Source organism: Photorhabdus noenieputensis (assembly GCF_018448935.1).
GTDB classification, from domain to species: domain Bacteria; phylum Pseudomonadota; class Gammaproteobacteria; order Enterobacterales; family Enterobacteriaceae; genus Photorhabdus; species Photorhabdus noenieputensis.
The window spans coordinates 38,255-60,951 of the sequence record NZ_RCWC01000037.1 but is presented as its reverse complement, the minus strand read 5'-3'; the positions used below and the strand labels follow the sequence as shown (position 1 = coordinate 60,951).

At 43.5% G+C, this 22,697-nt stretch carries 18 protein-coding genes, 3 tRNA genes and 1 pseudogene; 12 read left to right on the top strand and 10 right to left on the bottom strand.

Going from position 1 to position 22,697, the window contains the following annotated elements; translation table 11 throughout:
• Positions 1-1,565, top strand: a pseudogene (locus EAE91_RS19860) (S8 family serine peptidase); the annotation flags it as partial.
• 533 nt (positions 1,566-2,098) lie between these two features.
• On the opposite strand, the gene argA reads toward EAE91_RS19860, so the two are convergent.
• Positions 2,099-3,433, bottom strand: a complete 1,335-nt coding sequence (gene argA / locus EAE91_RS19855; RefSeq protein ID WP_214089992.1) for an amino-acid N-acetyltransferase — start codon at positions 3,431-3,433, stop codon at positions 2,099-2,101.
• 245 nt (positions 3,434-3,678) lie between these two features.
• Between argA and amiC the strand changes: the two genes are divergently transcribed.
• The gene (amiC, locus tag EAE91_RS19850) at positions 3,679-4,923 is read left to right on the top strand and encodes an N-acetylmuramoyl-L-alanine amidase AmiC (protein WP_214089991.1); all 1,245 of its coding nucleotides are present in this window, start codon (positions 3,679-3,681) and stop codon (positions 4,921-4,923) included.
• A gap of 77 nt (positions 4,924-5,000) precedes the next feature.
• On the opposite strand, the gene EAE91_RS19845 is transcribed toward amiC, so the two are convergent.
• From EAE91_RS19845 to EAE91_RS19825, 5 genes are all read right to left on the bottom strand, one after another.
• On the bottom strand, positions 5,001-5,300 hold the full coding sequence (locus EAE91_RS19845) for a helix-turn-helix domain-containing transcriptional regulator (RefSeq protein ID WP_036812155.1): 300 nt from the start codon (positions 5,298-5,300) through the stop codon (positions 5,001-5,003).
• Positions 5,301-5,311: 11 nt separating this feature from the next.
• Positions 5,312-5,635 carry a type II toxin-antitoxin system RelE/ParE family toxin gene (locus EAE91_RS19840; protein ID WP_214089990.1) on the bottom strand — a complete coding sequence of 108 codons (324 nt, stop codon included), beginning with the start codon at positions 5,633-5,635 and terminating at the stop codon, positions 5,312-5,314.
• Positions 5,636-5,794: 159 nt separating this feature from the next.
• Positions 5,795-5,871, bottom strand: a tRNA-Met gene (locus tag EAE91_RS19835).
• Between the two features lie 29 nt (positions 5,872-5,900).
• Positions 5,901-5,977: transfer RNA gene (locus EAE91_RS19830), tRNA-Met, on the bottom strand.
• Positions 5,978-6,005: 28 nt separating this feature from the next.
• A tRNA-Met gene (locus EAE91_RS19825) sits at positions 6,006-6,082 on the bottom strand.
• A gap of 224 nt (positions 6,083-6,306) precedes the next feature.
• Between EAE91_RS19825 and mltA the strand changes: the two genes are divergently transcribed.
• Together mltA and tcdA are read left to right on the top strand one after the other, a co-directional pair.
• Positions 6,307-7,404, top strand: a complete 1,098-nt coding sequence (gene mltA, locus EAE91_RS19820; RefSeq protein ID WP_214089996.1) for a murein transglycosylase A — start codon at positions 6,307-6,309, stop codon at positions 7,402-7,404.
• 49 nt (positions 7,405-7,453) lie between these two features.
• Positions 7,454-8,266: a tRNA cyclic N6-threonylcarbamoyladenosine(37) synthase TcdA gene (gene tcdA, locus EAE91_RS19815; protein ID WP_036781567.1), complete on the top strand. Its 813-nt coding sequence runs from the start codon at positions 7,454-7,456 to the stop codon at positions 8,264-8,266.
• Positions 8,267-8,268: 2 nt separating this feature from the next.
• Here tcdA and csdE read toward each other — a convergent pair whose 3' ends face one another.
• Both csdE and csdA read right to left on the bottom strand, forming a co-directional pair.
• Positions 8,269-8,724 carry a cysteine desulfurase sulfur acceptor subunit CsdE gene (gene csdE / locus EAE91_RS19810; RefSeq protein ID WP_214089989.1) on the bottom strand — a complete coding sequence of 152 codons (456 nt, stop codon included), beginning with the start codon at positions 8,722-8,724 and terminating at the stop codon, positions 8,269-8,271.
• A 20-nt stretch (positions 8,725-8,744) separates the two neighbouring features.
• A complete protein-coding gene (csdA, locus tag EAE91_RS19805) occupies positions 8,745-9,998 on the bottom strand; it encodes a cysteine desulfurase CsdA (protein ID WP_214089995.1) in 1,254 nt (417 codons plus the stop codon).
• 430 nt (positions 9,999-10,428) lie between these two features.
• Between csdA and EAE91_RS19800 the strand changes: the two genes are divergently transcribed.
• The 8 genes from EAE91_RS19800 to EAE91_RS19765 all read left to right on the top strand — a co-directional run bounded on the left by EAE91_RS19800 (position 10,429) and on the right by EAE91_RS19765 (position 20,508).
• Entirely contained in the window at positions 10,429-11,349 is a 921-nt protein-coding gene (locus EAE91_RS19800) for a transcriptional regulator GcvA (protein ID WP_040151422.1), read from the top strand.
• Positions 11,350-11,409: 60 nt separating this feature from the next.
• The gene (locus tag EAE91_RS19795) at positions 11,410-11,805 is read left to right on the top strand and encodes a DUF423 domain-containing protein (protein WP_214089988.1); all 396 of its coding nucleotides are present in this window, start codon (positions 11,410-11,412) and stop codon (positions 11,803-11,805) included.
• On the top strand, positions 11,798-12,898 hold the full coding sequence (rlmM, locus tag EAE91_RS19790; RefSeq protein WP_214089987.1) for a 23S rRNA (cytidine(2498)-2'-O)-methyltransferase RlmM: 1,101 nt from the start codon (positions 11,798-11,800) through the stop codon (positions 12,896-12,898). Before EAE91_RS19795 ends, rlmM begins: the two co-directional genes overlap by 8 nt.
• 1,120 nt (positions 12,899-14,018) lie before the next feature.
• Complete coding sequence (prtA, locus tag EAE91_RS19785) at positions 14,019-15,479, top strand: serralysin (protein WP_280520294.1); 1,461 nt, start codon at positions 14,019-14,021, stop codon at positions 15,477-15,479.
• Positions 15,480-15,533: 54 nt separating this feature from the next.
• Positions 15,534-15,938: a protease inhibitor Inh/omp19 family protein gene (locus EAE91_RS19780; RefSeq protein WP_214089985.1), complete on the top strand. Its 405-nt coding sequence runs from the start codon at positions 15,534-15,536 to the stop codon at positions 15,936-15,938.
• A gap of 59 nt (positions 15,939-15,997) precedes the next feature.
• Entirely contained in the window at positions 15,998-17,728 is a 1,731-nt protein-coding gene (locus tag EAE91_RS19775) for a type I secretion system permease/ATPase (protein WP_214089984.1), read from the top strand.
• A 75-nt stretch (positions 17,729-17,803) separates the two neighbouring features.
• Positions 17,804-19,132 (top strand): HlyD family type I secretion periplasmic adaptor subunit, encoded by a 1,329-nt coding sequence (locus EAE91_RS19770; RefSeq protein WP_214089983.1) that lies wholly within the window; start codon positions 17,804-17,806, stop codon positions 19,130-19,132.
• A 2-nt stretch (positions 19,133-19,134) separates the two neighbouring features.
• Positions 19,135-20,508, top strand: coding sequence for a TolC family outer membrane protein (locus EAE91_RS19765; protein WP_214089982.1), 1,374 nt, complete (start codon positions 19,135-19,137; stop codon positions 20,506-20,508).
• On the opposite strand, the gene xni is transcribed toward EAE91_RS19765, so the two are convergent.
• Positions 20,505-21,263, bottom strand: coding sequence for a flap endonuclease Xni (xni, locus tag EAE91_RS19760; protein WP_214089981.1), 759 nt, complete (start codon positions 21,261-21,263; stop codon positions 20,505-20,507). The genes EAE91_RS19765 and xni overlap by 4 nt on opposite strands.
• A 63-nt stretch (positions 21,264-21,326) precedes the next feature.
• Positions 21,327-22,694, bottom strand: coding sequence for a nucleotide 5'-monophosphate nucleosidase PpnN (ppnN, locus tag EAE91_RS19755; RefSeq protein ID WP_214089980.1), 1,368 nt, complete (start codon positions 22,692-22,694; stop codon positions 21,327-21,329).
• Between the last annotated feature and the right edge of the window lie 3 nt (positions 22,695-22,697).

The window sequence follows — 22,697 nt, the reverse complement described above, 5'->3', positions numbered from 1 at the left end:
TGCTCACTAGCGATGCTCAGGGTCAGATGAAATTTAGCTTGAATGGGACGATCTATAGTCATGACAGTGCGGCGTCAGACGTTTTTGTGGTGGCAGCCCAACCGGGTGTCAAGGACTACAAGAATGCGTTACGTGGGTTCCGTCACGGCATTGATAAAATTGATTTGCGTCAAACCGGTGTCACTGATTTCAGCCAACTCACAATTGCTAAGAGTAATCGTGGCACGATCAACGGCCTGTCGCAAATTCATGGCGTTGAAGTTATCTTTAATGGGGCCAGCGGTACTGATTCAAACGTGAAGTTACTGTATCTCGATACCTTGGACATTTCGCAGGTCGATGCGGCCGACTTCCTCTTTGCGGAGCCTTCGCCGGATTTGGTCCCAACGGTCAAGCCAGTGGTGACGCAATCTCTTGATAAACCGACGGTGACTGTACCGGGTTCATTGACACCAATTGTCGACCCTCTTGGCGTTGATAAGCCTTTACCACTTTCCCCTATCGACCTGAAGCCGATTAGTATTCCCCCAAGGAAGCCGGTTAGCATTCCCCTTATTGACTGGAATCTGACTAAAATGTCTTCTATTGATATTGACCGGGATATGATTAAAGTTACCCCTGTTAATCTGGAGCCGATTAGAGTTGGCACTGGCCTTGTCGACCTGAGGTCGCGTTTAAACCAGAATGTTGACCGGATGTCACTGATTGACCGGAAGCCGATTAGCACTCCTCCTGTTGAGCCGAGCACAACGCTTAACGTTCCGAAAATTGAGCCAGCAGTGGAACCTACACCGGTGACCACTGACCCTAATTCCATTACGGTCCAAAAAACTTTTGGCGAGATTACCTTGGGGGACGAGAGCAAGACTATCAATGTGAAAGCTGTAGGTGTCAAAATGGTTGCGGGTAACGGTGACAATACAGTCAATGTGGCAGAATTGATGTCAAATATTACGCTGGGTAATGGTAATAACGTCATTGTCGGAGATATCGACAAACTAACAGTCGGACATGGTAACAATAGTATCACTGATACAGAAGGGAGGGCGACAATGAAGGTAGGGGACGGTTATAACCATATAGTATCTAATGGTACTATGTCGCGAGTGGAAGTAGGAAATGGTGATAACCATATCGTGACCAGCGGTACTATGTCGAAAGTGAAAGTCGGGGATGGTAATAACAATATTGTGACCAGTGGTACTATGTCGACGGTAGAAGTCGGGCATGGGGACAACGATTTGGAATTTAGTGGTAGGATGGGGAACTTGGTGTTCGGAAAGGACATCAGCCCTGAGCGTCTGTGGTTCCAGCATGAAGGGCAGGATCTGCAAATTTCGGTCATTGGCAGCAAGCAGGAGGTAACACTGCATAATTGGTATGCCAGTCACCCCGAACGACCAGGTAGCATCATGGCTGGTGACGGTCATCGGTTGATGGACAGTAATGTCGAAAATCTTGTCCAGGCGATGGCTGCCTTCGCGCCACCAGCGCCTGCGACCACAATGCTCAGCGATGTCGAGCAACAGCGGCTGCAACCTGTGCTGGCAGCCAACTGGCACTGATCGGTAACAAGACCCGCGATGGTTATCGCGGGTCTTCATAAATAGGTGAATTGCGCCGTTTAAATGTAAGCGCCCCATATGAGGACTTCTGTCTTTCGACAGGCAAAATGTCTAACCTTTGGGGCGCACTTTAATTGGGGCAGGGTTTACGAGGTAATTGTTAGAAAACAGATGGACGTCGGGTAATTGATTATTTTATCAGTCCGTTGCAGGTTTGTTTGGGTGAAAGTTTAAGGGAATACGAACATGTTTGCTTCCAGATTAACGGTGTTGCACTTGTATCATAGTAATTATGGTGGTTAGCTTATTATGTGAATTTACCATTGTCTTGAATTATACCGATTAAAGTACCGATATTTTGCAATAAGCAATGAAGATATAAAATACCATTTACAAAACCAAATATAAGAATTATTTATTTCGTCGATTAATCACTGAATTAACAGATCCACACGAAAGTATGATGCCGTAGGTTTAATATCATTAACCGCTGAATTAAGGGCAATGTAAACCTTTCGGCATGGATACGTTTATTACTGTGGTTCCAAATTCAGCATAAGAATCTTAGAACGGCGCTGATAGTTGTATAACACTTGTTTCTGAATCGGTAGCATTGAGAGTTCTGCGGGCTCAAAACCCCGCTCTTGGAACCAATGAATGCTGCGGGTAGTCAGAACAAACAGTTTTTCCAGTCCGAACTGTTTGGCGTGTTCCGCAATACGATTCAGTAATACTTCACCTCTTAAAGAGCTGCGGTATTTAGGATTCACCGCTAAACAAGCCATTTCGCCAATTTTCTCCTCAGGATAAGGGTAGAGCGCAGCACAGGCGATAGTCAGGTTATCGCGTTCGATGATGATGAATTTATCAATTTCTCTCTCAAGTTGTTCTCTTGAACGGCGAACCAGAATACCTTGTTGTTCCAGTGGGCGAATAAGTTCGAGAATACCACCAATATCATTGATATTAGCCCGACGTATTTGTTCTGCACTTTCCATCACTATTTGAGTGCCAATACCATCTCGGGAGAATAATTCTTGCAGTAGAGAACCATCTGCCTGATAACTTAATAAATGGCTGCGACGAACGCCACGACGGCAAGCTTTTACTGCACTCCGTAAAAAACGGACTGTACCTGAATAGTAGTCACCTTTAACTTCTAGCTCTTTAATTAGTTCCGGTGCTTGATTAAGAAAAACTTCCGATAGAATTTTTCCGTCTTTGTCTTGTACACCTTGAGTAGAACAGAAACCAATCAATTTTTCAGCCTGTAGTTTGATAGCTAATTGGGTAGCAACATCTTCAAATGGCAAATTGAAACTCTCTCCGGTGACAGAAACTGCAACAGGGCCAATTAGCACGATTGCGCCATTGTCTAATTGGCGATTTATGGCATTCTCATCGATACGGCGAATTTTTCCGCTGTGGCAATAATCCACACCATCATCAACACCAAGAGGTTGAGCAATAATGAAGTTACCGCTGACAACATTAATATTGGCTCCTTGTAACGGGGTATTATTCAAGTTCATAGAAAGACGTGCGGTAATATCCAGTTGCAGCAAACCAGCAGATTGTTTGACTAATTCTAATGTTTTATTATCGGTTACGCGGGTATGTTTGTGGTAAACCGGTTTGTAATGATGTTCTGCAAGATTTTGTTCAATTTGAGGTCTGGCACCATAAACGACGACCAGACGGATACCTAAACTATGTAGCAAACCTATATCATTGATAATATTGGTAAAATTATCATGAGCAATAGCCTCACCACCAAGCATAATAACAAAGGTTTTACCACGATGTGCATTGATGTACGGAACAGAATGACGAAATCCTTCAACTAATTCGGTGCTGCGTTCTTTCATAACAGACTCTCGATTGAATTTTTATTCGTGATTTATGCTTTTTTATTCCTTTTGAGAGAAAATGGCAAGAGGCAATTCAGATAAAAACATTTTCATATACCTGTAGACGTTAATAATTTGCAAAATATAAAATGCTGTTTATTGATGACAGCATAATGCTGATTGGTTAAAGTTTTTCATTTGATCGTTTCATTTGGTGAATATCACCCTGAATGTTTGTATTTTATGAATGGAATATTAAGTAGATGAGTCATTCAGAGCATAGTCTGTCACGACGTCGTTTGTTGCAGGGAGCCGCAGCGATGTGGTTACTCAGTGTTAGCCAGGTGGGTTACGCAGCGTCAGCAAAAGTTATAGCGGTACGTATTTGGCCAGCATCCAGTTATACCCGTGTGACTCTTGAATCCAATATTCCACTCAAATATCGCCAGTTTGCGTTAAAAAATCCAAATAGAATTGTCGTTGATCTTGAAGGTGTACAACTGAATCATACCCTAAGTGGGATGGGAGAGCAGATTCAATCCCGCGATCCTTATCTTAAATTGGTCAGGGTAGGACAGTTTGATCCTAAAACCGTTCGTCTGGTGTTCGAAGTTAAACAAGCCGTCAGCCCACATATGTTTACTTTGAAGCCAGTGGCAGAGTTTAAACATCGTCTGGTATTGGATATTTATCCCGCTGCGGGGGTTAATACGGATGATGATCCATTGCTTGCTCTACTCGAAGAATACAATAAAGGTCATTTGGCCGAGGATCTGCCAGTGGAAAGGCCAAGGTCAGGTAAGGCAGGTAAAGACAGGCCGATCATTATCATGCTTGATCCTGGGCATGGCGGGGAAGATCCCGGCGCTATTGGCAAATATAAAACTCGTGAAAAAGACGTTGTTCTGAAAATTGCCCGTCGATTAAAAACGCTTATTCAGCGTGAGCCGGGTATGAAAGTTTATATGACCCGTAATGAAGATGTGTTTATCCCATTAAAAGTTCGGGTGGCAAAAGCGCGTAAAATGCGAGCTGATCTATTTGTTTCTATTCATGCTGATGCCTTTGCTAACCGGGCGGCACGTGGTTCTTCGGTTTTTGCGCTTTCTACTAAAGGTGCAACCAGTAATACCGCACGCTTTCTGGCCCAGACGCAAAACGAAGCTGACCAAATTGGCGGCGTGAGTAAAAGCGGTGATAAGTATCTGGATCATACGATGTTTGATTTGTTGCAGACTGCGACAATCAATGACAGCCTTAAATTTGGTAGTGAAGTGCTTAAACGTATGGGCAAAGTGAATAAACTGCATAAAAACCGGGTGGATCAAGCTGGATTCGCGGTACTGAAAGCGCCGGATATCCCCTCGATTCTGGTAGAGACTGCTTTTATTAGCAATTTGGAAGAGGAGCGGAAACTGAAAACCGCGCGTTTCCAGCAGCAAGTAGCAGAGTCAATTTTTGCGGGTATCAAAGCTTATTTTAAGAATGGCGGTAGTTTGGCAATTTGAGCTTGCCGCTATGGGTAATTTTTGCTGTTAAACAGGGAAGGAGGCTATTTTCCTTTAGCCTATACTCCCCGCCCTATTTAGTGGGTAGTGATAGGTTGAACTGCCAGGCGCAAGCCCATGACACGCAGAATCGCGCTTAGACTTCTAACTTCCGGGTTGCCCTCGGCTGACAAGGTGCGATAGAGCTGGTTCGGATTCAACTCAGCTTCCTTGGCCACGTTACGAACTCCGCCGAAAGCCTTGGTCATTTGGCGAAGGGCAATCAGTAACTCGGCTTGTTCGCCATCTTCAAGGATGCTGTTTAGTAGCTCAATCGCGTAAGCCGGGTCTTTGCGGAACACCTCGGCCATTGCGTCGTCGTGTGATCTATCTTTCATTATTTGTTCTCCTATCTGTTTCTACTCTTCCATTCACGCCAGTATTCACATGCTCTGGCTATGTCTGCGTTTTGCTTACGTTTGTCGCCGCCACAGAGCAGAAGAACTACAGTTAAGCCAGATTTGGCGTAATAGACCCGATACCCCGGCCCTATGTCAATGCGCAGTTCCCAGACACCCTCGGACAAGGGTTTGTGATCGCCAAAGTTACCCAGTTCCATGCGCATAATGCGTCGGTCAATGGCAATTTGAGCCTTGGTGTCACGTATTTGTTCTCGCCATTCTTCAAAGACATCACGTCCGTTGTTGTCGATATAGTGTCGTATCTCATTCATAGCTTTGTTATCGTTTATAAACGATAATCTGTCAAGCCAGAAATGACTATATGTGGATATTTATCATTAAACTGAGAGCAGATACGATGACGAAAAAATTATCTAAAAGTCATTATGAAGTTGCTTTTGGGAGTTTATATGCTGAAACGCATAGAGAATTGGTTGCGGGGGCCGGATTTGAACCGACGACCTTCGGGTTATGAGCCCGACGAGCTACCAAGCTGCTCCACCCCGCGTCCGTTTTGATATTTTGAATAGCGAAAATTGGTTGCGGGAGCCGGATTTGAACCGACGACCTTCGGGTTATGAGCCCGACGAGCTACCAAGCTGCTCCATCCCGCGTCCGTTTTATCGAACTACTTTATTGCGTTGGTTGCGGGGGCCGGATTTGAACCGACGACCTTCGGGTTATGAGCCCGACGAGCTACCAGGCTGCTCCACCCCGCGTCCGATAGCGGGCACTATACTCAGGATAAGAGCCGTTGCAAGTTTTTTTATTAAAAATTGTTTGTTTCGTTACTTTTTTGATGGGTTACTCTGCATGTTGGAGTTTTTTTATTCGTTTGTGTCGTTGTTTTGTTAAGTTATTTTTTTATGGTAGGTTTCATTATTTTTATTGGTTTGGTATGGTTTGCCGTTGAGTCATGTTGGCAAGTGTAGAGAAGATGACAATGAAATACTGGGGTAAGTATCTGCTGTGTGGAACCGTGATTTCACTGTTAGTTGGATGTCATTCTCGCCCAACAGCACAAGGCCAACAATATAGAGATGGCCATATCGCTCAGGATTTACGGCTGGTTAATCAACCCAATGCGCAGGGTAAGCCAGTTAATGCAAAGGATTTTTCAGAGCAGGTTGCCCTGATTAATCAGGTTGCTCCTCGTCTGTATAATCGTAATAGCTTAACTTTTGACGCTGTTCAAAACTGGATGTTAGCGGGTGGTGAAACCAGTAAGTTGAATCTGTTTAATTTACGCGCTTACCAGATGGAAGGTGTGGATAATTACGGTAATGTCCAATTTACCGGCTACTATACGCCGGTGCTACAAGCTCGCCGTGTTAAACAGGGGGAATTTAAATATCCTCTGTACCGAATGCCGCCTAAGAGTAAATATCGCTTACCAAACCGAACCGAAATATACAATGGCGCTCTTAGCCCCAGTTTGATTATTGGTTATAGTCGTTCACTGATTGATAATTATATTATGGAGGTACAGGGTAGTGGTTATGTCGATTTTGGTGATGGTGGACCACTGACTTTTTTGGGTTATGCCGGTAAGAATGGACATATTTACCGGAGTATTGGTAAATTACTGATTGAGCGTGGAGAGATCGCGCAAGAAGATATCTCCATTCTGGCGATTCGTAAATGGACAGAATCTCACAGTGAGGCAGAAGTCCGTGAACTGTTGGAGCAGAACCCATCATTTGTTTTCTTTAAACCTGAAAACCTTGCACCGGTACGGGGTGCGAGTGGTGTTCCTTTAATTGCAAAAGCTTCTGTAGCTGCTGATAAAATGCTTATTCCACCGGGAACAACCCTGTTGGTAGAGGTTCCTTTATTGGATAAAGAGGGTAAATTTACCGGTCAGTACCAAATGCGCCTGATGGTTGCATTAGATGTTGGTGGGGCAATAAAAGGACATCATTTCGATATCTATCATGGTATTGGTGATGCGGCAGGTATAGCGGCAGGTTTCTATAACCACTACGGTCGGGTTTGGGTGTTAAAAAAAGCGCAGCCTACTATGCTGATGGTAAGTCAGTGATAACTCTTCATAAATTTTATAATTAGGTTTTCAGGATTGATATTCAGTAATGCAAACTTCTCTTTCTGATGCATATATGCAGCGCTTTGCGGGGACTGCCCGTTTATATGGACAAAAAGCGCTTTCTTTGTTTTGCCATTCTCATGTTTGTGTTGTGGGCATCGGTGGTGTCGGCTCCTGGGCGGCTGAGGCTCTGGCTCGAACGGGAATCGGTGCGATCACTTTGATTGATATGGATGATGTCTGTATCACCAATACTAACCGCCAATTGCATGCTTTAAAACAGCATATTGGGCAACCAAAAACCGAAGTGATTGCCGAACGTATTCTGGCAATTAATCCAGAGTGCAAAGTGACTTGTGTTGATGATTTTCTCACACCCGATAATGTTGAAGAGATGATGGCGGCTGGATTCAGTTATGTGATTGATGCTATCGATAGTGTCAGGCCAAAAGCGGCGCTGTTGGCTTATTGCCGTCGCCATAAAATTCCGCTGGTGACAACCGGTGGCGCAGGTGGGCAACTTGATCCGACACAGATTCAGGTTGTTGATTTGGCGAAAACGGTTCAGGACCCTTTAGCGGCTAAACTGCGAGAAAGGCTGAAATCTGATTATCGTGTTGTGAAGAATGGTAAAGGTAAATTGGGCATTGATTGTGTGTTCTCAACCGAGCAATTGGTTTATCCGCAGAGTGATGGTTCTGTTTGTGCCGCGAAAAGTACCGCAGAAGGCACTAAGCGTATGGATTGCGCTTCTGGTTTTGGTGCCGCAACGATGGTCACGGCGACATTTGGATTTGTGGCGGTTTCCCATGCACTGAAAAAAATGGTTGCTAAGGCGCAACGTCAAGGTGATCTTTAATCTTACGTATAATGTTTTGCGGCGTTTTGCACGGTATTAATCAGTGATTTCACGCCGTTCAACCGTGAGCCACTTATCTGCTGTTCCAGCCCAAGTTGGTGGAACAGTGCCAACAGGTTAGTTGCTAAAACTTGTTCCGGTGTTTTGCCTTCTACGGCAGTCAAGATCACCGCCAGTAAGCCTTTTACAATGCGGCCTTCGCTGTCGCCATAAAAATGCAGATGACCATCTGGCAGTAATTGATGCCCTAACCAAACCCGGTTTTCACAGCCGGACATTTCCGTGTCTTGTTGTTTCAAGTTATCGGGCAGTGCAGGCAGTTTCTTTGCCAGTAAGATTAATTGGCGATAACGATCTTCCCATTGGCGGCATTGGTCAAAGGTTGCAATGAGCTGTTGTTGGCTGATTTCCCGGCCAAATGGGTGTGGTGCAATCCGGTTTTCAGTGGTTTGAGTCATAATGTTATTCGTCCTGTAATTCATTCATCCTGTAATAGAGAAAGGCCAAATTTTACGGCTTGAATTAAAGTATCGGCATCTTGTTGGTTGTTGTAAGGCATAAAGGAGGCGCGTAAACAGCCGCTGATACCTAACGCTTCGATCAAGGGCTGAGCGCAATGCTGACCGGAACGTAAAGCAATATTTTGTTCTGCCAGAATGGCGGCCAAATCACTGTGATGAATGTCGGTAAAATTAAACGCTAGTAAGCAGGAACCGGCAATGCGATAGCTGATAAATCCGGGTAAAGCGGAGAGTTGTTCTTCGGTATAATCAGCCAGAGTGACCGCATGGATTTCGGCTTTGGCAATATCAATATCTTTCAACCATTCCAGTGTGGCAGAAAAACCAATAATACCAGCAACATTCGGTGTGCCTGCTTCAAACCGGAAAGGTACCTTTTCTGGTATAAAATCGCTGAATGAAGTGTGGGAGAGCATTTTCCCGCCACCTTGCCAGGGAGACATGGCATTAAGTAACTCACTTTTGCCGTAAAGTACACCAACGCCGTTCGCGCTGTAGAGTTTGTGAGCGGAGAATGCGTAGAAATCGATATCTGATTGCTGGACATCAATGGGATTGTGAACAACGCCTTGTGCGCCATCAACAACGACCAGACAGCCATGTTGGTGTGCTATTTCTGTTATTGCAGCGAGATCAACTGTTCCACCTGTCACGTTGGACATTTGGCTGATTGCTATCAATCGACTGTGTTTGTTTAGCAGTTCAGGCAGGATGTTGATATCAGGCAGTTTGCCATTGCCTAGAGGCCATTTAATAACCTTAGCGCCGATTTGTTCTGCCAACATTAACCAAGGGATCAGGTTGGAATGATGTTCCTGCTCACTCACTATAATTTCATCACCAGGCTGGAGATAAGTACGGAAATAACTTTGAGCAACCAGATTGAGGGATTCCGTTGTTCCTTTTGTCCAGATAATATTTTCAGCTTGTGGAGCGTTGATGAGTTCAGCAACTTGTTGTCGGGCCTGTTCATAGCGGGATGTGATTTCCAGCGCTGCTTGGTGTTGGCTGCGATGTACGGTAGCGCTACTGTTTTGATAATAATTTTGTGTTGCCTGTATCATGGCTTGTGGTTTGAGGGCAGTGGCTGCACTATCCAGAAATACTGTCCGTTCTTGTGTAGAAAATGGTTGTTTTGGAAATTGTTGTGTAGGCAATTGCTGTAGCGCTGGAAATTGCTGGCGGAACTGTTCTGGTTCGAACTTTTTCATAGATGTATTAATTTTGTTTTGGTGGTGATGGTGCTTAACCACTTTGTTTCTGGCTGAAAATGGATAGGTTATTACATTGAATAATATTGCCATGTTCCGGCCTTTATGCCAAAAAAAAGCACCGCAACTGCGGTGCATTAAAAAATCACTATGGACAGACAGGGTAAATGTACAGGAAGTGAAAAAAAACAGTAGCTTAAGCTACAGGGTCTGGTTTCCCAGACAACTTGCAAACACAACATCACAACCACAAAGCCAAAAGTTTCATAGCGTTAAGCTGATTCACTTTTCGTTCCGGCTTAGGAAGTGGCGCCACTATAGGGATTTACTGGAGTATCCTCAATGGACAATTTATAATGATTCGGATTACAAAAACTAATAATTAAATATAAAGAGTTACCGGTATCGCTAACATTACATAAGGGCTCACATGTCCAAACGTTTACCACCACTTAATGCGTTGCGGGTTTTTGATGCCGCAGCGCGCCATTTAAGTTTTACTAAGGCGGCAGAAGAATTATTTGTGACGCAGGCCGCAGTTAGCCACCAGATGAAAAGTCTGGAGGATTTTCTTGGGTTGAAGTTATTTCGTCGTCGCAATCGATCACTATTATTGACTGAAGAAGGTCAAAGCTACTATCTGGACATCAAAGAGATATTCACGGCGATAAATGAAGCAACACGTAAACTTCAAGCCAGAAGTGCCAAAGGGGCTTTGACGGTTAGCCTTTCACCTAGCTTTGCTATCCAGTGGCTAGTTCCAAGGCTATCCAGTTTTAATTTAGCTTATCCAGGTATTGATGTCAGAATACAGGCGGTAGACAGAGAAGAAGATAAGCTTGCTGATGATGTTGATGTTGCCATATTTTATGGTCGTGGAAATTGGCCGGGGTTACGTACTGATCGCCTTTACGCAGAATATTTGCTTCCCGTTTGTTCTCCTTCGTTGCTGACCGGAGAAAATCCTTTGAAAACCCCCGCAGATTTGGCGCGTCATACGCTGTTGCACGATTCTTCTCGTCGTGACTGGCAAGCGTATGTGCGCCAGCTTGATATGCAGCAGCAGATAAATGTTCAGCAAGGACCGATATTTAGCCATAGTGCAATGGTGATCCAGGCCGCTGTTCACGGGCAGGGTATTGCGCTGGCAAATAATGTCATGGCTCGGACTGAAATTGATGCGGGACGCTTAGTTTGCCCATTTAATGATGTGTTAGTGAGTAAGAATGCATTTTACCTTGTTTGTCATGACAGTCAGGCTGAATTGGGGAAAATTGCCGCATTCAGACAGTGGGTTTTGGCACAGGCAGCCAGTGAGCAGGAGAAATTGGGCTTTATTACCAATGAGTAAGACCGGAATAAGGCATTCGAGCTGTAAAAGCTCTCAGATAGAAGAAAAAGGAAGATAACAGTGAATAGTCGCTTAATGCTTATCTTTGCTGGCTTTAGTGGTTTTTTCTACGTGGCGTTTGGTGCTGTAGGGTCACATTTATTATCCCCGATAATGGAAAAATATCAGATAAGTTGGATTGATCTCGGTCTGCAATATCAGGGTATTCACACTCTGGCAATGATGGCGATATCTGCCATGCTAATGCGTAAAGTTGTGCTCTGGTTTTACTGGAGTGGCGTCTTTTTTGCAGTAGGTATTTTGTTGTTTAGTGGCAGTCTCTATTGTATGGCTTTATTGCAGGTTAAATTTTTCACTTATATTACGCCAGTTGGAGGGTTCAGCTTTCTTATCGGCTGGTTTTTAGTATTAATTGGCGCTTTGCGTCTAAGGAAATCGGCGCTTCGCCATGAATAAAATTGCTTTATATTGCCGCCCTGGTTTTGAAAAAGAGTGTGCAGCAGAAATCACTGATAAAGCGGGTCAAAAAGAGATTTACGGTTTTGCCCGGGTGAAAGATAACAGTGGCTATGTCCTGTTTGAGTGTTATCAACATGAAGATGCCGATCGGCTAATCCGTGAGATCCCATTTCGTGAGCTGATTTTTGCTCGTCAGATGTTGGTCGTGGGTGAATTATTGCGAGATTTGCCCTCTGAAGATCGGATAAGCCCGATTATAGGTATGCTGCATGGCGTCATTGAGCGTGCAGGTGAGTTACGGGTTGAGGTACCTGATACGAATGAAAGTAAAGAGTTATTAAAATTCTGCCGAAAATTTACTGTTCCGTTGCGTAATGCTATGCGGCAGGAGAAGATCTTGCTGATTCGGGAAAACGTTAACCGCCCGGTAATACACGTTTTCTTTATTGCTCCGGGTTGTTGTTATGTTGGTTATTCTTACAGTAACAATAACTCGCCATTTTATATGGGTATTCCTCGGTTGAAATTTCCTTCGGATGCGCCAAGTCGTTCAACATTGAAACTGGAAGAAGCGTTTCATGTGTTTATCCCATATGATGAATGGGAAGAACGATTAGCTAGCGGTTTATATGCGGTTGATCTAGGCGCTTGCCCAGGTGGTTGGACTTATCAACTGGTGAAACGGAGTATGATGGTTCATGCGGTAGATAATGGCCCGATGTCGGAAAGTTTGATGGATACGGGGCAAGTTAAGCATCACAAAGTTGATGGTTTTAAGTTTGAGCCTTCGACAAAAAACATTTATTGGTTAGTATGCGATATGGTGGAAAAACCAGCAAAAGTGACGCAGTTAATGGCAGATTGGTTGGTTAATGGCTGGTGCCGGGAAGCCATTTTTAATCTCAAATTACCGATGAAAAAGCGTTATGAAGAAGTTGCTCATAATTTGCAGAAAATGAACTTGCAATTAAAAGAGGGGGGGGTAAATGCACAAATTCAGGCAAAACACCTTTATCATGACAGGGAAGAAATAACGGTTCATGTCCGTCGTATTTGGTCTGCTTATGCAGCTAGCCGAAATGATTACTAATTCACGATTGTTCATCACCATTCTGGAATAAACCGATAACATAAGATTTCCTAAAGTGCCTCAGTTATATTCTGAGGCGTTTTTTTCAATATTGAATAACATTATTGCATTTTGTCTCTCATTACTGTGTGGAGTAAAATGAGTGTATTAGAAGGATTTAATTCATTTTTTCAGTTAAGAAAGTATCACATAATGCTCTGTTATGAGGTGATTATTATTTAATGTGACAATGAATTATTGTATGATTTGTGTCTCAAAATTGTTGATTTTTTTACTTGACTTAAGGTAAATAGCGAAATGAATATATTATTATAATCGTTTAATTAAACGTAAAATTAATGTGAAATAACTTAATAAATTAAGATTATAAAATGGGAAATAATGAAATAGATCGTGTTTTTAATGGGTTTAATTAATATTTAAAGTATGAGATTTAATTATGATATTAAATTTAAATAATACTGAATTATATCAAAATTAAATTTCTTATTTATATTTTGTTATTTTGTGTTCAAAAAATACAAGTGTTATTTAATTGTATTGGGCTTGGATGATTTATAATTAAATTAAATATTAACCACTCTGTGATATATGTTTTTTACTGATTTAATTAAGCTTTTATTAATTTTATATTAATTTGTTTGATAATATATAGGTGTTTACTGGTTTAGAGTCTTTCTATATACGTCATATCGTTCAATATTTCAGTCGAAGGTGGTAGATTATTCTGATTTTGTCTATTTATATAACGGCTTGGGATAATTGCTGATTAAAATTATCAGTAATAATGCTATAAATTTTTTAAAGTTTACTTCATAGATAGTTAAATAAATAGATAATTAATTCGTAAGAAAATACCGCCATGAAATTAGCGGTATTTTTTTCGCCTTAAATAGTTATGTTATATAAAACAATCGCTTATTTGTTTTATGTTATTTTTATCACGTTTATATTAAAAAAATATGTTAATTGCTTTTTACATAATTAACTTTAATGTTACGTTTATGTGAAAGGGATTTTAGCTGTTAATTTGGATGACCAGGGGCGGTCTGTTGTTTTCAGGTTTTATTGACTTGTATTTAATAAAATAAAAAGATTTTTATATCTAAGTCCTGAATTTATGGAGAAATATATGTCTTTAAAGAAGAAAATTTCATACTCGGAAGACAAAGACGTTAGCGGTTCAGCAAAAGCAAATGAGTTGCTTAAATGGTTACAGGCTTATATACCAGGTAAGGATTCTAATATTGTCGTTGAGCATGAGCCCAGTAAAGATGCTGCTAAAGAATTAATCCGGGGTGATTATCGTTGGGGGCATCAGGACGACGATAAATCTAAAGCTTTCCAATTGAAGTATACTTTCCTGGAAAGTAAGCCGGATGATATGCCGTGGCATATTTCTGAATTTTCAGCATTTAATGAAGAACAAAAAGCTGCTGCAAAATTGTCAATACAATCTTGGGCTGATGTTGCTAATATCAATTTTGTCGAAACCACTGATGCCAAAGAGGCAAATATCACCTTTGGGTTCTTTGATGTTAGTTTGACGGGGAGTTATGCGTTTGCTTATCTGCCAAGGCCAGAGAAAACACAGTTAGGGACTTGGTATAACGCCAAAAGCCGTACTTTCTCAAACAATGATATTGACGTGAATGGTTATGGCCGTCAAACGTTTACTCATGAAATTGGTCATACTCTGGGGTTACAACATCCGGCTGATTATAATGCGTCTGATAAGGTAAGCCCAACTTATAAGAACAGCGCTACTTATTTTGAAGATAGCCGTGCTTATACCGTCATGAGTTATTTCAGTGAGAAAAATACCGGTCAGGACTTTAAAGGTATTTATTCTTCTGCACCATTACTTAACGATATTTCCGCCATTCAGGAGGTATATGGCGCGAACAATACCATTCGTGCTGATGACACAGTGTATGGCTTTAATTCCAACACAGATCGTGACTTCTATACCGCAAAAGATGAGAACAGCAAACTGTTGTTCACTGCTTGGGATACCGGTGGCAATGATACGTTTGATTTCTCTGGTTTTACTCAAGATCAACGCATCAATCTGAATGAAGCCTCTTTCTCTGATGTCGGTGGGCTGAAAGGGAACGTCTCTATTGCTCGTGGCGTCACGATTGAAAATGCGATTGGCGGCAGTGGTAATGATGTTTTGATCGGCAATGATGCTGCCAATACTCTGAAGGGCGGGGCTGGTGATGACATCATTTACGGCGGCTTGGGAGCGGATAATCTTTGGGGCGGGGAGGGCAACGATACATTTGTCTACCTGAGCGCCAAGGAATCACCTCCTCTTGAGCGTGATTGGATCCATGACTTTGTTTCCGGTAAAGACAAGATCGATGTGTCACTGTTCGATCTGGGTGAAGCCGGGAAGGGGGGCGTTAAATTTGTAAGGGAATTCACGGGTGAAGTCGGAGAAGCGGTGCTTCGTTATAACACTGTTGATAAGGTGAATGATTTCGCCATTAATTTGGGCGGTGAATTTTCCTACGATGATTTTTGGGTGAAGATTGTCGGAGAGCCAATCTTAGAGTCTGATTTCATTCTTTCATAACATAACAACACAACCGCATCTGATTTTGGATGCGGTTATTTGTTTGGAGGCGGCATGGTTTTTGCGGCTTGGTATCTGAAATTTGTATTCTTTGTTGCTCTTGCATTCAGCATTATCGGAGGAAGTATGGCAAGTAGTCTTGCTCTCCCACACGCCAGTGAATTGAAAGGCGTGTGGCAACTGTCGGATAAACATCAACAATGTGATGTGTCATTGACTGACCAACCCTTACCTGAGGGATCAATTTGGTCACTTAATGGTGATAACGATTGTTTGGCGTATATGTTTGGCGAAGTGCCTGCCGGTTGGCGGCCGACTCCTGACGGTCTCACAATTACTGATGAACAGGGTAGTAGTTTGGCTTTCTTTGCTAATGAGCCAGACGGCTGGTTTGCCCGCTTTGCTGATGGTCGGGAATTAATGATGAAGCCCAACAAGACTAATAAGAAAAATGAATAAAAAGGGAAGAATTAACATCAGATAGTTATATTTTTAAAAAATAAAAATAAGGAAATAATGTGAAATTACTGCTCCCGAAGGATGAAATTACTGATGTCATTCGTGCTCGTAGCCGAGTATTTTGGGCTATCGGGTTGTTCACTGCCTTTATTAACCTGCTGATGCTAGTTCCGTCTGTTTATATGTTGCAGGTTTATGACAGAGTATTGCCGTCGGGCAATGAAATCACTTTGCTGATGTTAACTCTGATTACCCTCGGCATGTTTGCCATGATGGGAATGCTGGAATATATCCGTAGCATGATTGTCATCCGCATTGGTAGTCAGCTTGATATGAAGCTGAATAACCGGGTTTATACCGCATCTTATGAATCAAATCTGAAAAATGGCACCACTGATGCCGGTCAAATGCTCAATGACTTGGCAAATATCCGCCAGTTTCTGACGGGTAACGCCTTGTTTGCCTTTTTTGACGCCCCTTGGTTTCCAATCTATCTGCTGGTCATTTTTCTTTTTAACCCTTGGCTTGGTCTGTTATCACTGGGAGGCGCGCTGGTATTGATTGCCTTGGCTGTGCTGAATCAGTGGTTATCAAGTCATCCGTTATCCGAAGCCAGTAAACTCTCTCTACGTTCAGCGAGTCTTGCCAGCACCAATTTACGTAATGCCGAAGTCATAGAGGCATTAGGTATGTTACCGGTGTTACGCCGGAGATGGTTTGGGTTACATGAGCGTTTTCTAGATTTCCAGCGCATTGCGAGTGAGCGGGCTTCCGTGATTAATTCAGTCACTAAAACAGTGCGTTTGGCCTTGCAGTCACTGATCCTTGGATTAGGGGGCTGGTTAGCGATTGGTGGACATATTACGCCGGGCATGATGATTGCGGCTTCAATTTTGATGGGACGTGCACTTTCACCGATTGAACAACTGATCCAAGCCTGGAAAGGCTGGAGTGGTGCTCGTTTGTCATGGCAACGTTTAACCAATTTGTTGGAACAACAACCGGAACGTAAACCGGGCATGTCATTGCCCGCGCCAAAAGGAAATTTGTCCGTGGATAAAGTTTCCGCGGCACCTCCGGGAAGAAACAGCAAGGTTGTGTTAGAGGATATTAGCTTTTCGTTGGATGCCGGTGATGTAATGGGGTTAATTGGCCCCAGTGCGTCTGGCAAATCGACTCTTGCCCGGTTGTTGGTGGGGATATGGCCTGCACAAGAAGGCGTTGTTCGTCTGGATAATGCAGATATTTATCAGTGGAACAAAGATGAGTTGGGCTCTTCAATCGGCTATTTACCGCAAGATATTGAACTATTTGGCGGCACCATTGCTGAGAATATTGCTCGTTTTAATGAAGTGGAGTCAGAAAAGGTGGTGCAAGCGGCAAGGAAAGCGGGTGTTCATGAGCTGATATTGGCCCTTGATAAGGGTTATGACACCGTAATTGGTGCCGGGGGGGTTGGATTATCTGGCGGGCAGAAACAGCGAATTGGCCTTGCTCGTGCTTTATATGATGATCCGTCATTGGTGGTGTTGGATGAACCTAATTCCAGCTTGGATGAGGCAGGAGAAAGAGCATTGAATGAGGCGATTTCTCAACTAAAGGCACAAGGAAAGACAGTGATTGTGATCACTCACCGTACCTCATTGCTATCACAGACAAACAAAATATTGTTACTGGTTCAGGGGAAAATGAAAATGTTCGGTCCATCTCAGCAGGTGATGGCCGCTTTATCACAAAGAAATAATAGTCAGGGACATTCTGCGACCAAAGCAGTCGCGCAGGCATCATAGTAACAATAGGTAAATGTGCATTTAATTATAATAATATCAAATAGCTGAGACGGAGCTTTCTGTCCGGGAGTGGATATGTCTGATCAGATTACGCCGGTAAGAGATGAAAAAGGATTATTGCCTTTGGAAGAAAGGCATTTTTTACGACTAGGATGGTTAGTGATTGGTGTGGGGATCTTGGGGTTTCTCATTTGGGCCGCGTTAGCACCGTTGGATAAAGGGGTTGCGTCTTCCGGTGTGGTGGTTGTAGATGGTAATCGTAAAACAGTTCAGGCCCCGGCAAGCGGTATTATCAGTCAGATTAAGGTTGTTGAAGGAGAAACAATAAAAGCAGGTCAGACACTCGTCCAGCTCAGTCAGGTGCAGGCAAAGGCACAGGTCGATGCACTTCAAGATCAACTGTATACCACGCTGGCAACGGAAGCTCGTTTATTAGCCGAGCAGCATGGTGATGAAGCGCTAATTTTCCCCGACATATTACAGCAATTACAATCTGAACCGCGGGTGAATGAGATTATCGAACTGCAAAAACAACTTTTTGTATCACGCCGTGAAGTACTGAGAAGCGACTTGGCAGGGCTTGAGCAGTCTGTCGAAGGAATAAATTTCCAGATTAAAGGGCTGAAATCTTCTCTTCTCAGTAAGCGCATGCAGCAGGCGGCGCTTAAAGAGCAGATAACTAATCTGAAATCTTTAGCGGATGAGGGCTATTTTCCGCGTAATCGCTATCTGGAGCTTCTGCGTGAACAGGCTGAACTCAACAGCGGCATAGCGGAAATGGAAGGACGAGCTGGTCAGCTTGAAAAACAGTTACAGGAAACACAGCAGCGTATTGTTCAGCGTAAAGCAGACTATCAGCGGGAAGTGCGTACACAATTAGCAGAGGTGCAGGTCTCTGCCAGTGAATATAGAAATAAGCTAGATACAGCACAGTTTGAACTGACTCATACTTCAATTGTGGCACCGGTTGACGGCACTGTCGTGGGATTAAATATTTTTACCCAAGGTGGGGTTGTTGCTCCCGGCGAAAAACTAATGGAAATTCTGCCGGGCCAGATGGCGCTTGAAGTGGAAACTCGTGTTGCGGTTAATTTAGCGGATAAGATTAGTAAAGGGTTGAATGTGGATCTGATGTTCACCGCTTTTAACCAGAATCGGACACCAAAAGTTGAAGGAAAAGTTGCCGTGATTTCCGCGGATAGGTTGGTCGATCCTGTAACCAGTCAACCTTATTATCAGATGAGGGTGGTTGTCTCTCCTGAGGGAATGGAAAAACTGAAAGGGTTGGATATCAGGCCAGGAATGCCGGTTGAAGTCTTTGTCAAAACGGGTTCCCGCTCTCTGTTGAGCTATCTGTTTAAGCCACTGTGGGATCGGGCTTCAACATCGTTGATAGAGGAGTGATTATGAAACTGAATAATGCTTCTTTCTCAATGGGTTTGCTGATTCTTTTCAGCGTCAGTTTGTTTTCTTTTCCTGCATGGTCATTGAGTTTGACTGAAGCCTATGCGCTGGCGTTAGAAAATGATCCCACTTTTCTCGCTGCTGTGAAAGAGCGGGAAGGCGGTGAAGAGTATGAAAAGCTCGGCAGGGCAGAACTGTTACCTAAAGTCATAATGTCTTATCAGAATTCACCGCGGAATTGGCAACATATGGAGTCTGTTGGGTATGACCTCTGGGGCAGGAAGACGACTAGCAGCCGGGATCGTCAATATAACAGTTATAACGCGGCTGTTGTGTTGACTCAGCCATTGATCGATTTTGAAATATGGGCTCGCTATAAAGCCAGCCAGGCTCACACTTTGATGAGCAATGAGCGTTTTAGAGCAAATTTTCAGCAACTGGCTGTTCGAGTCGTGAATGCTTACGTGGATGTGGCTTATGCGCAGGATCAGATTGATTTAGTCATACGGCAGAAAATGGCTTATGAAAAGCAACTGGAACTGAATAAGAAATTGTTTATTTCTGGCGAAGGGACACGTACTGATGTGGTGGAAACGCAATCCCGCTATAGTCAGGCGATTGCCGATGAGATAGCAGCCAAAGACGATTTGGATGCGGCAATCCGAAGTTTACAGCTAATTGTGGGCGCTCCCCTCCCTGTTGATCTGCCTGTACAACGGCTATCAGATAAAAAGCGTTTCCATATCTTGAGGTTATCGCCTGAGCGTTATGAGGAGTGGGAAAAATTGGCATTGGCTAACAATCCGGTTTTGGCTGCTTCTCGTCAGGAAGTGCAAGCCGCGTACCATGAAGTGCAACGTAATCGGGCGGGCTATTTACCTAGACTGGAGTTTTACGCCTCCCATTCTGAAAATGAATCCAGCAGCGACAATACCATAGATCAAAAATATCGAACCGATACTATTGGCCTGCGGATGAGCATGAATATCTATAATGGTGGTGCTACGTCTGCCTCTGTACGTCAGGCGGCGGCCAACTATGGCAGGACTAAATATGATCTTGATGCTCAGGCTGGAGAAATTCTCAATGCATTACGCCGCAATTATAATCAGTACTTGAATAGTGAAAAACGGATTAGTGCTTATGAAATGGCGGTTGAATCAGCTAGCTTGCAGGTAGACGCGACCAGTAAAAGTGTTGCGCTTGGGCAGAGGGTTAATGTGGATGTCTTGAACGCTGAACAGCAGTTATATACTGCTCGACGTGATCTCTCACAAGCAAAATATAATTATATTAAATCTTGGATCGGCCTCCTTAGTGAGGCCGGAGAATTAAAAGGCGAACACCTGGATAAGATAGCGAAGTATTTTCGTTAGGTTGCTGTTGTCAGCCGGAGTTGTTGCAGATTACCATTTAAAGCCAGATCGGTACGTAATGACGCAACTTCCCGGCTGATAAACGCCATTTCTCTATTGGATTCTAGCTTATTGCGCCATTTATCGGGTTGTTGGTCGAGGTTCTGGAACAGATTATCCAGTGTACCGGCTTGTTGCAGTAAAGTGGCGGCGGTTTTCGGCCCGATCCCCTGAATACCCGGAATTTTACTGCTACTTATCCCCGCCAGCCCCCAATAATCAGGCAGTTGTTCTGGTAAAACGCCAAACTCTTGTTGAACAAATGGCATATCCAGCCAGCGTTTTTGAAAGTAGTCACGGATACGGATATTGGGTGAAAGTAACTGACAATATCCTTTATCAGTAGAAACAATCGTCACGTTGTGACCAGCAGAGGTCACTTTTACCGCCAGTGTCGCTGCAAGATCGTCAGCTTCATGCCCTTTTGCGTGCCAGCAGGTGACTCCTTGTTGTTCAAATGATGTTCTGATTTGTGGCATTTCTTGTTGCAGATTATCAGGCATGGGCGAACGACCAGCTTTGTAGTCAGGTAATATCTGGTGACGCCAACTGTGACTGCGATTCTCTTCATCAAATACTGCAACCGCATGTGTGGGATGAGTGTGTTGGATAAGCTGCCTTAGTGCATGTTCACAAGCAGGAATGCATGGGCTGCCCTGCACAGCATGAATGCGTCGGATAAGGTTAAGGGCATCAACAATAAGAAGGTGTATCATATGGGATCACTTTAAATAGCATAATGCTCCATCCGTGGAGCGCAGATATTTTTTCAGGTAATTTTATTTGATAATTTCGTAGCAAGGCTCGTAGGCGGTGCCTCCCGGTAGTTTCATTCGATGCTGTTCCACAAAGTCTTTCAGTAGTTTATCCATATGGCGCATTATTTTAGCATCCCCGTGGATTTTGAATGGACCTTGTTTTTCAATCGCTTGAATACCCACCTCTTTGACATTACCGGCAACAATCCCGGAAAAAGCCCGGCGCAGTGACGCGGCCAGTTTTTCAGATGGTTGATCAGGATAGAGATTAAGATCAGCCATGTTTTCATGGGATGGTTCAAACGGCTGTTGCAAATCATAATTGATCTTCATTGACCAATTAAAGCTATATGCATCACCGGTACTGTGGCGACTATCTCTCACTAATGGCATCGCTTCTTTCATTATTCTGGCAACTTCAGGCGCATCATCAATGATGATGTGATAGTAGCGTCGCATCTCTTCGCCCAATGTATGAACAATAAATTCGTCCAGAACCTGGAAATAGTCCTCACTCTCCTTCGGTCCGGTAAGAATCAATGGCAGTACTTGCTCCTGATTTTCTGGATTCATCAGAATACCTAGCAAATAAAGTAATTCTTCCGCTGTACCGACACCACCAGGGAAAATAACGATACCATGAGCAATACGAACAAAAGCTTCCAGACGTTTTTCTATGTCTGGCATGATAATCAGTTCATTCACTAATGGATTTGGGGGTTCAGCCGCAATGATTGATGGCTCGGTGATACCAATAAAACGGCTATTTTTGTAATTTTGTTGGGCATGGCCGACAGCAGCACCTTTCATCGGTGCTTCCATTGCTCCGGGGCCACAGCCGGTACAGATATTTAGTCCACGTAACCCAAGCTGATTACCGACTTTACGGCCATATTGATACTCTTGCTTACTAATTGAGTGGCCTCCCCAACAGACGATCATGTTGAGATCGTCATCGGTATGCAGCGCTCTGGCATGGCGCAGAATAGAGAATATTCTGTTGGTGATATGTGCGCTATTCTCTGAATCGGAATAATCCTGTTGTCCCGGATCGGTAATCTGTGTATGGACAAACAAAATATCCCGCAGCACTGCGAACAGGTTAGCTTGTAGTGAATGAATAATTTTTCCATCAACGAATGCGTCTTCTGGTGGATCTATCAGTTCCAGTTTTACTCCACGCTCACGGCGCAGTACGTTAATCTCAAAATCGGTGTATTTAGAGAGCAGCTCTTTGCTATTATCGGTTTGGCTACCTGAATTGAGTACGGCCAGTGAGCAGTTACGGAACAGGCGATACAGATCACTTTTTGCGGTACTCTTTAGCATATCTACTTCAAGTTGAGATAATAAATCCATTGAGCCGAGTGGGTTGATATGTGTGATCAAGAA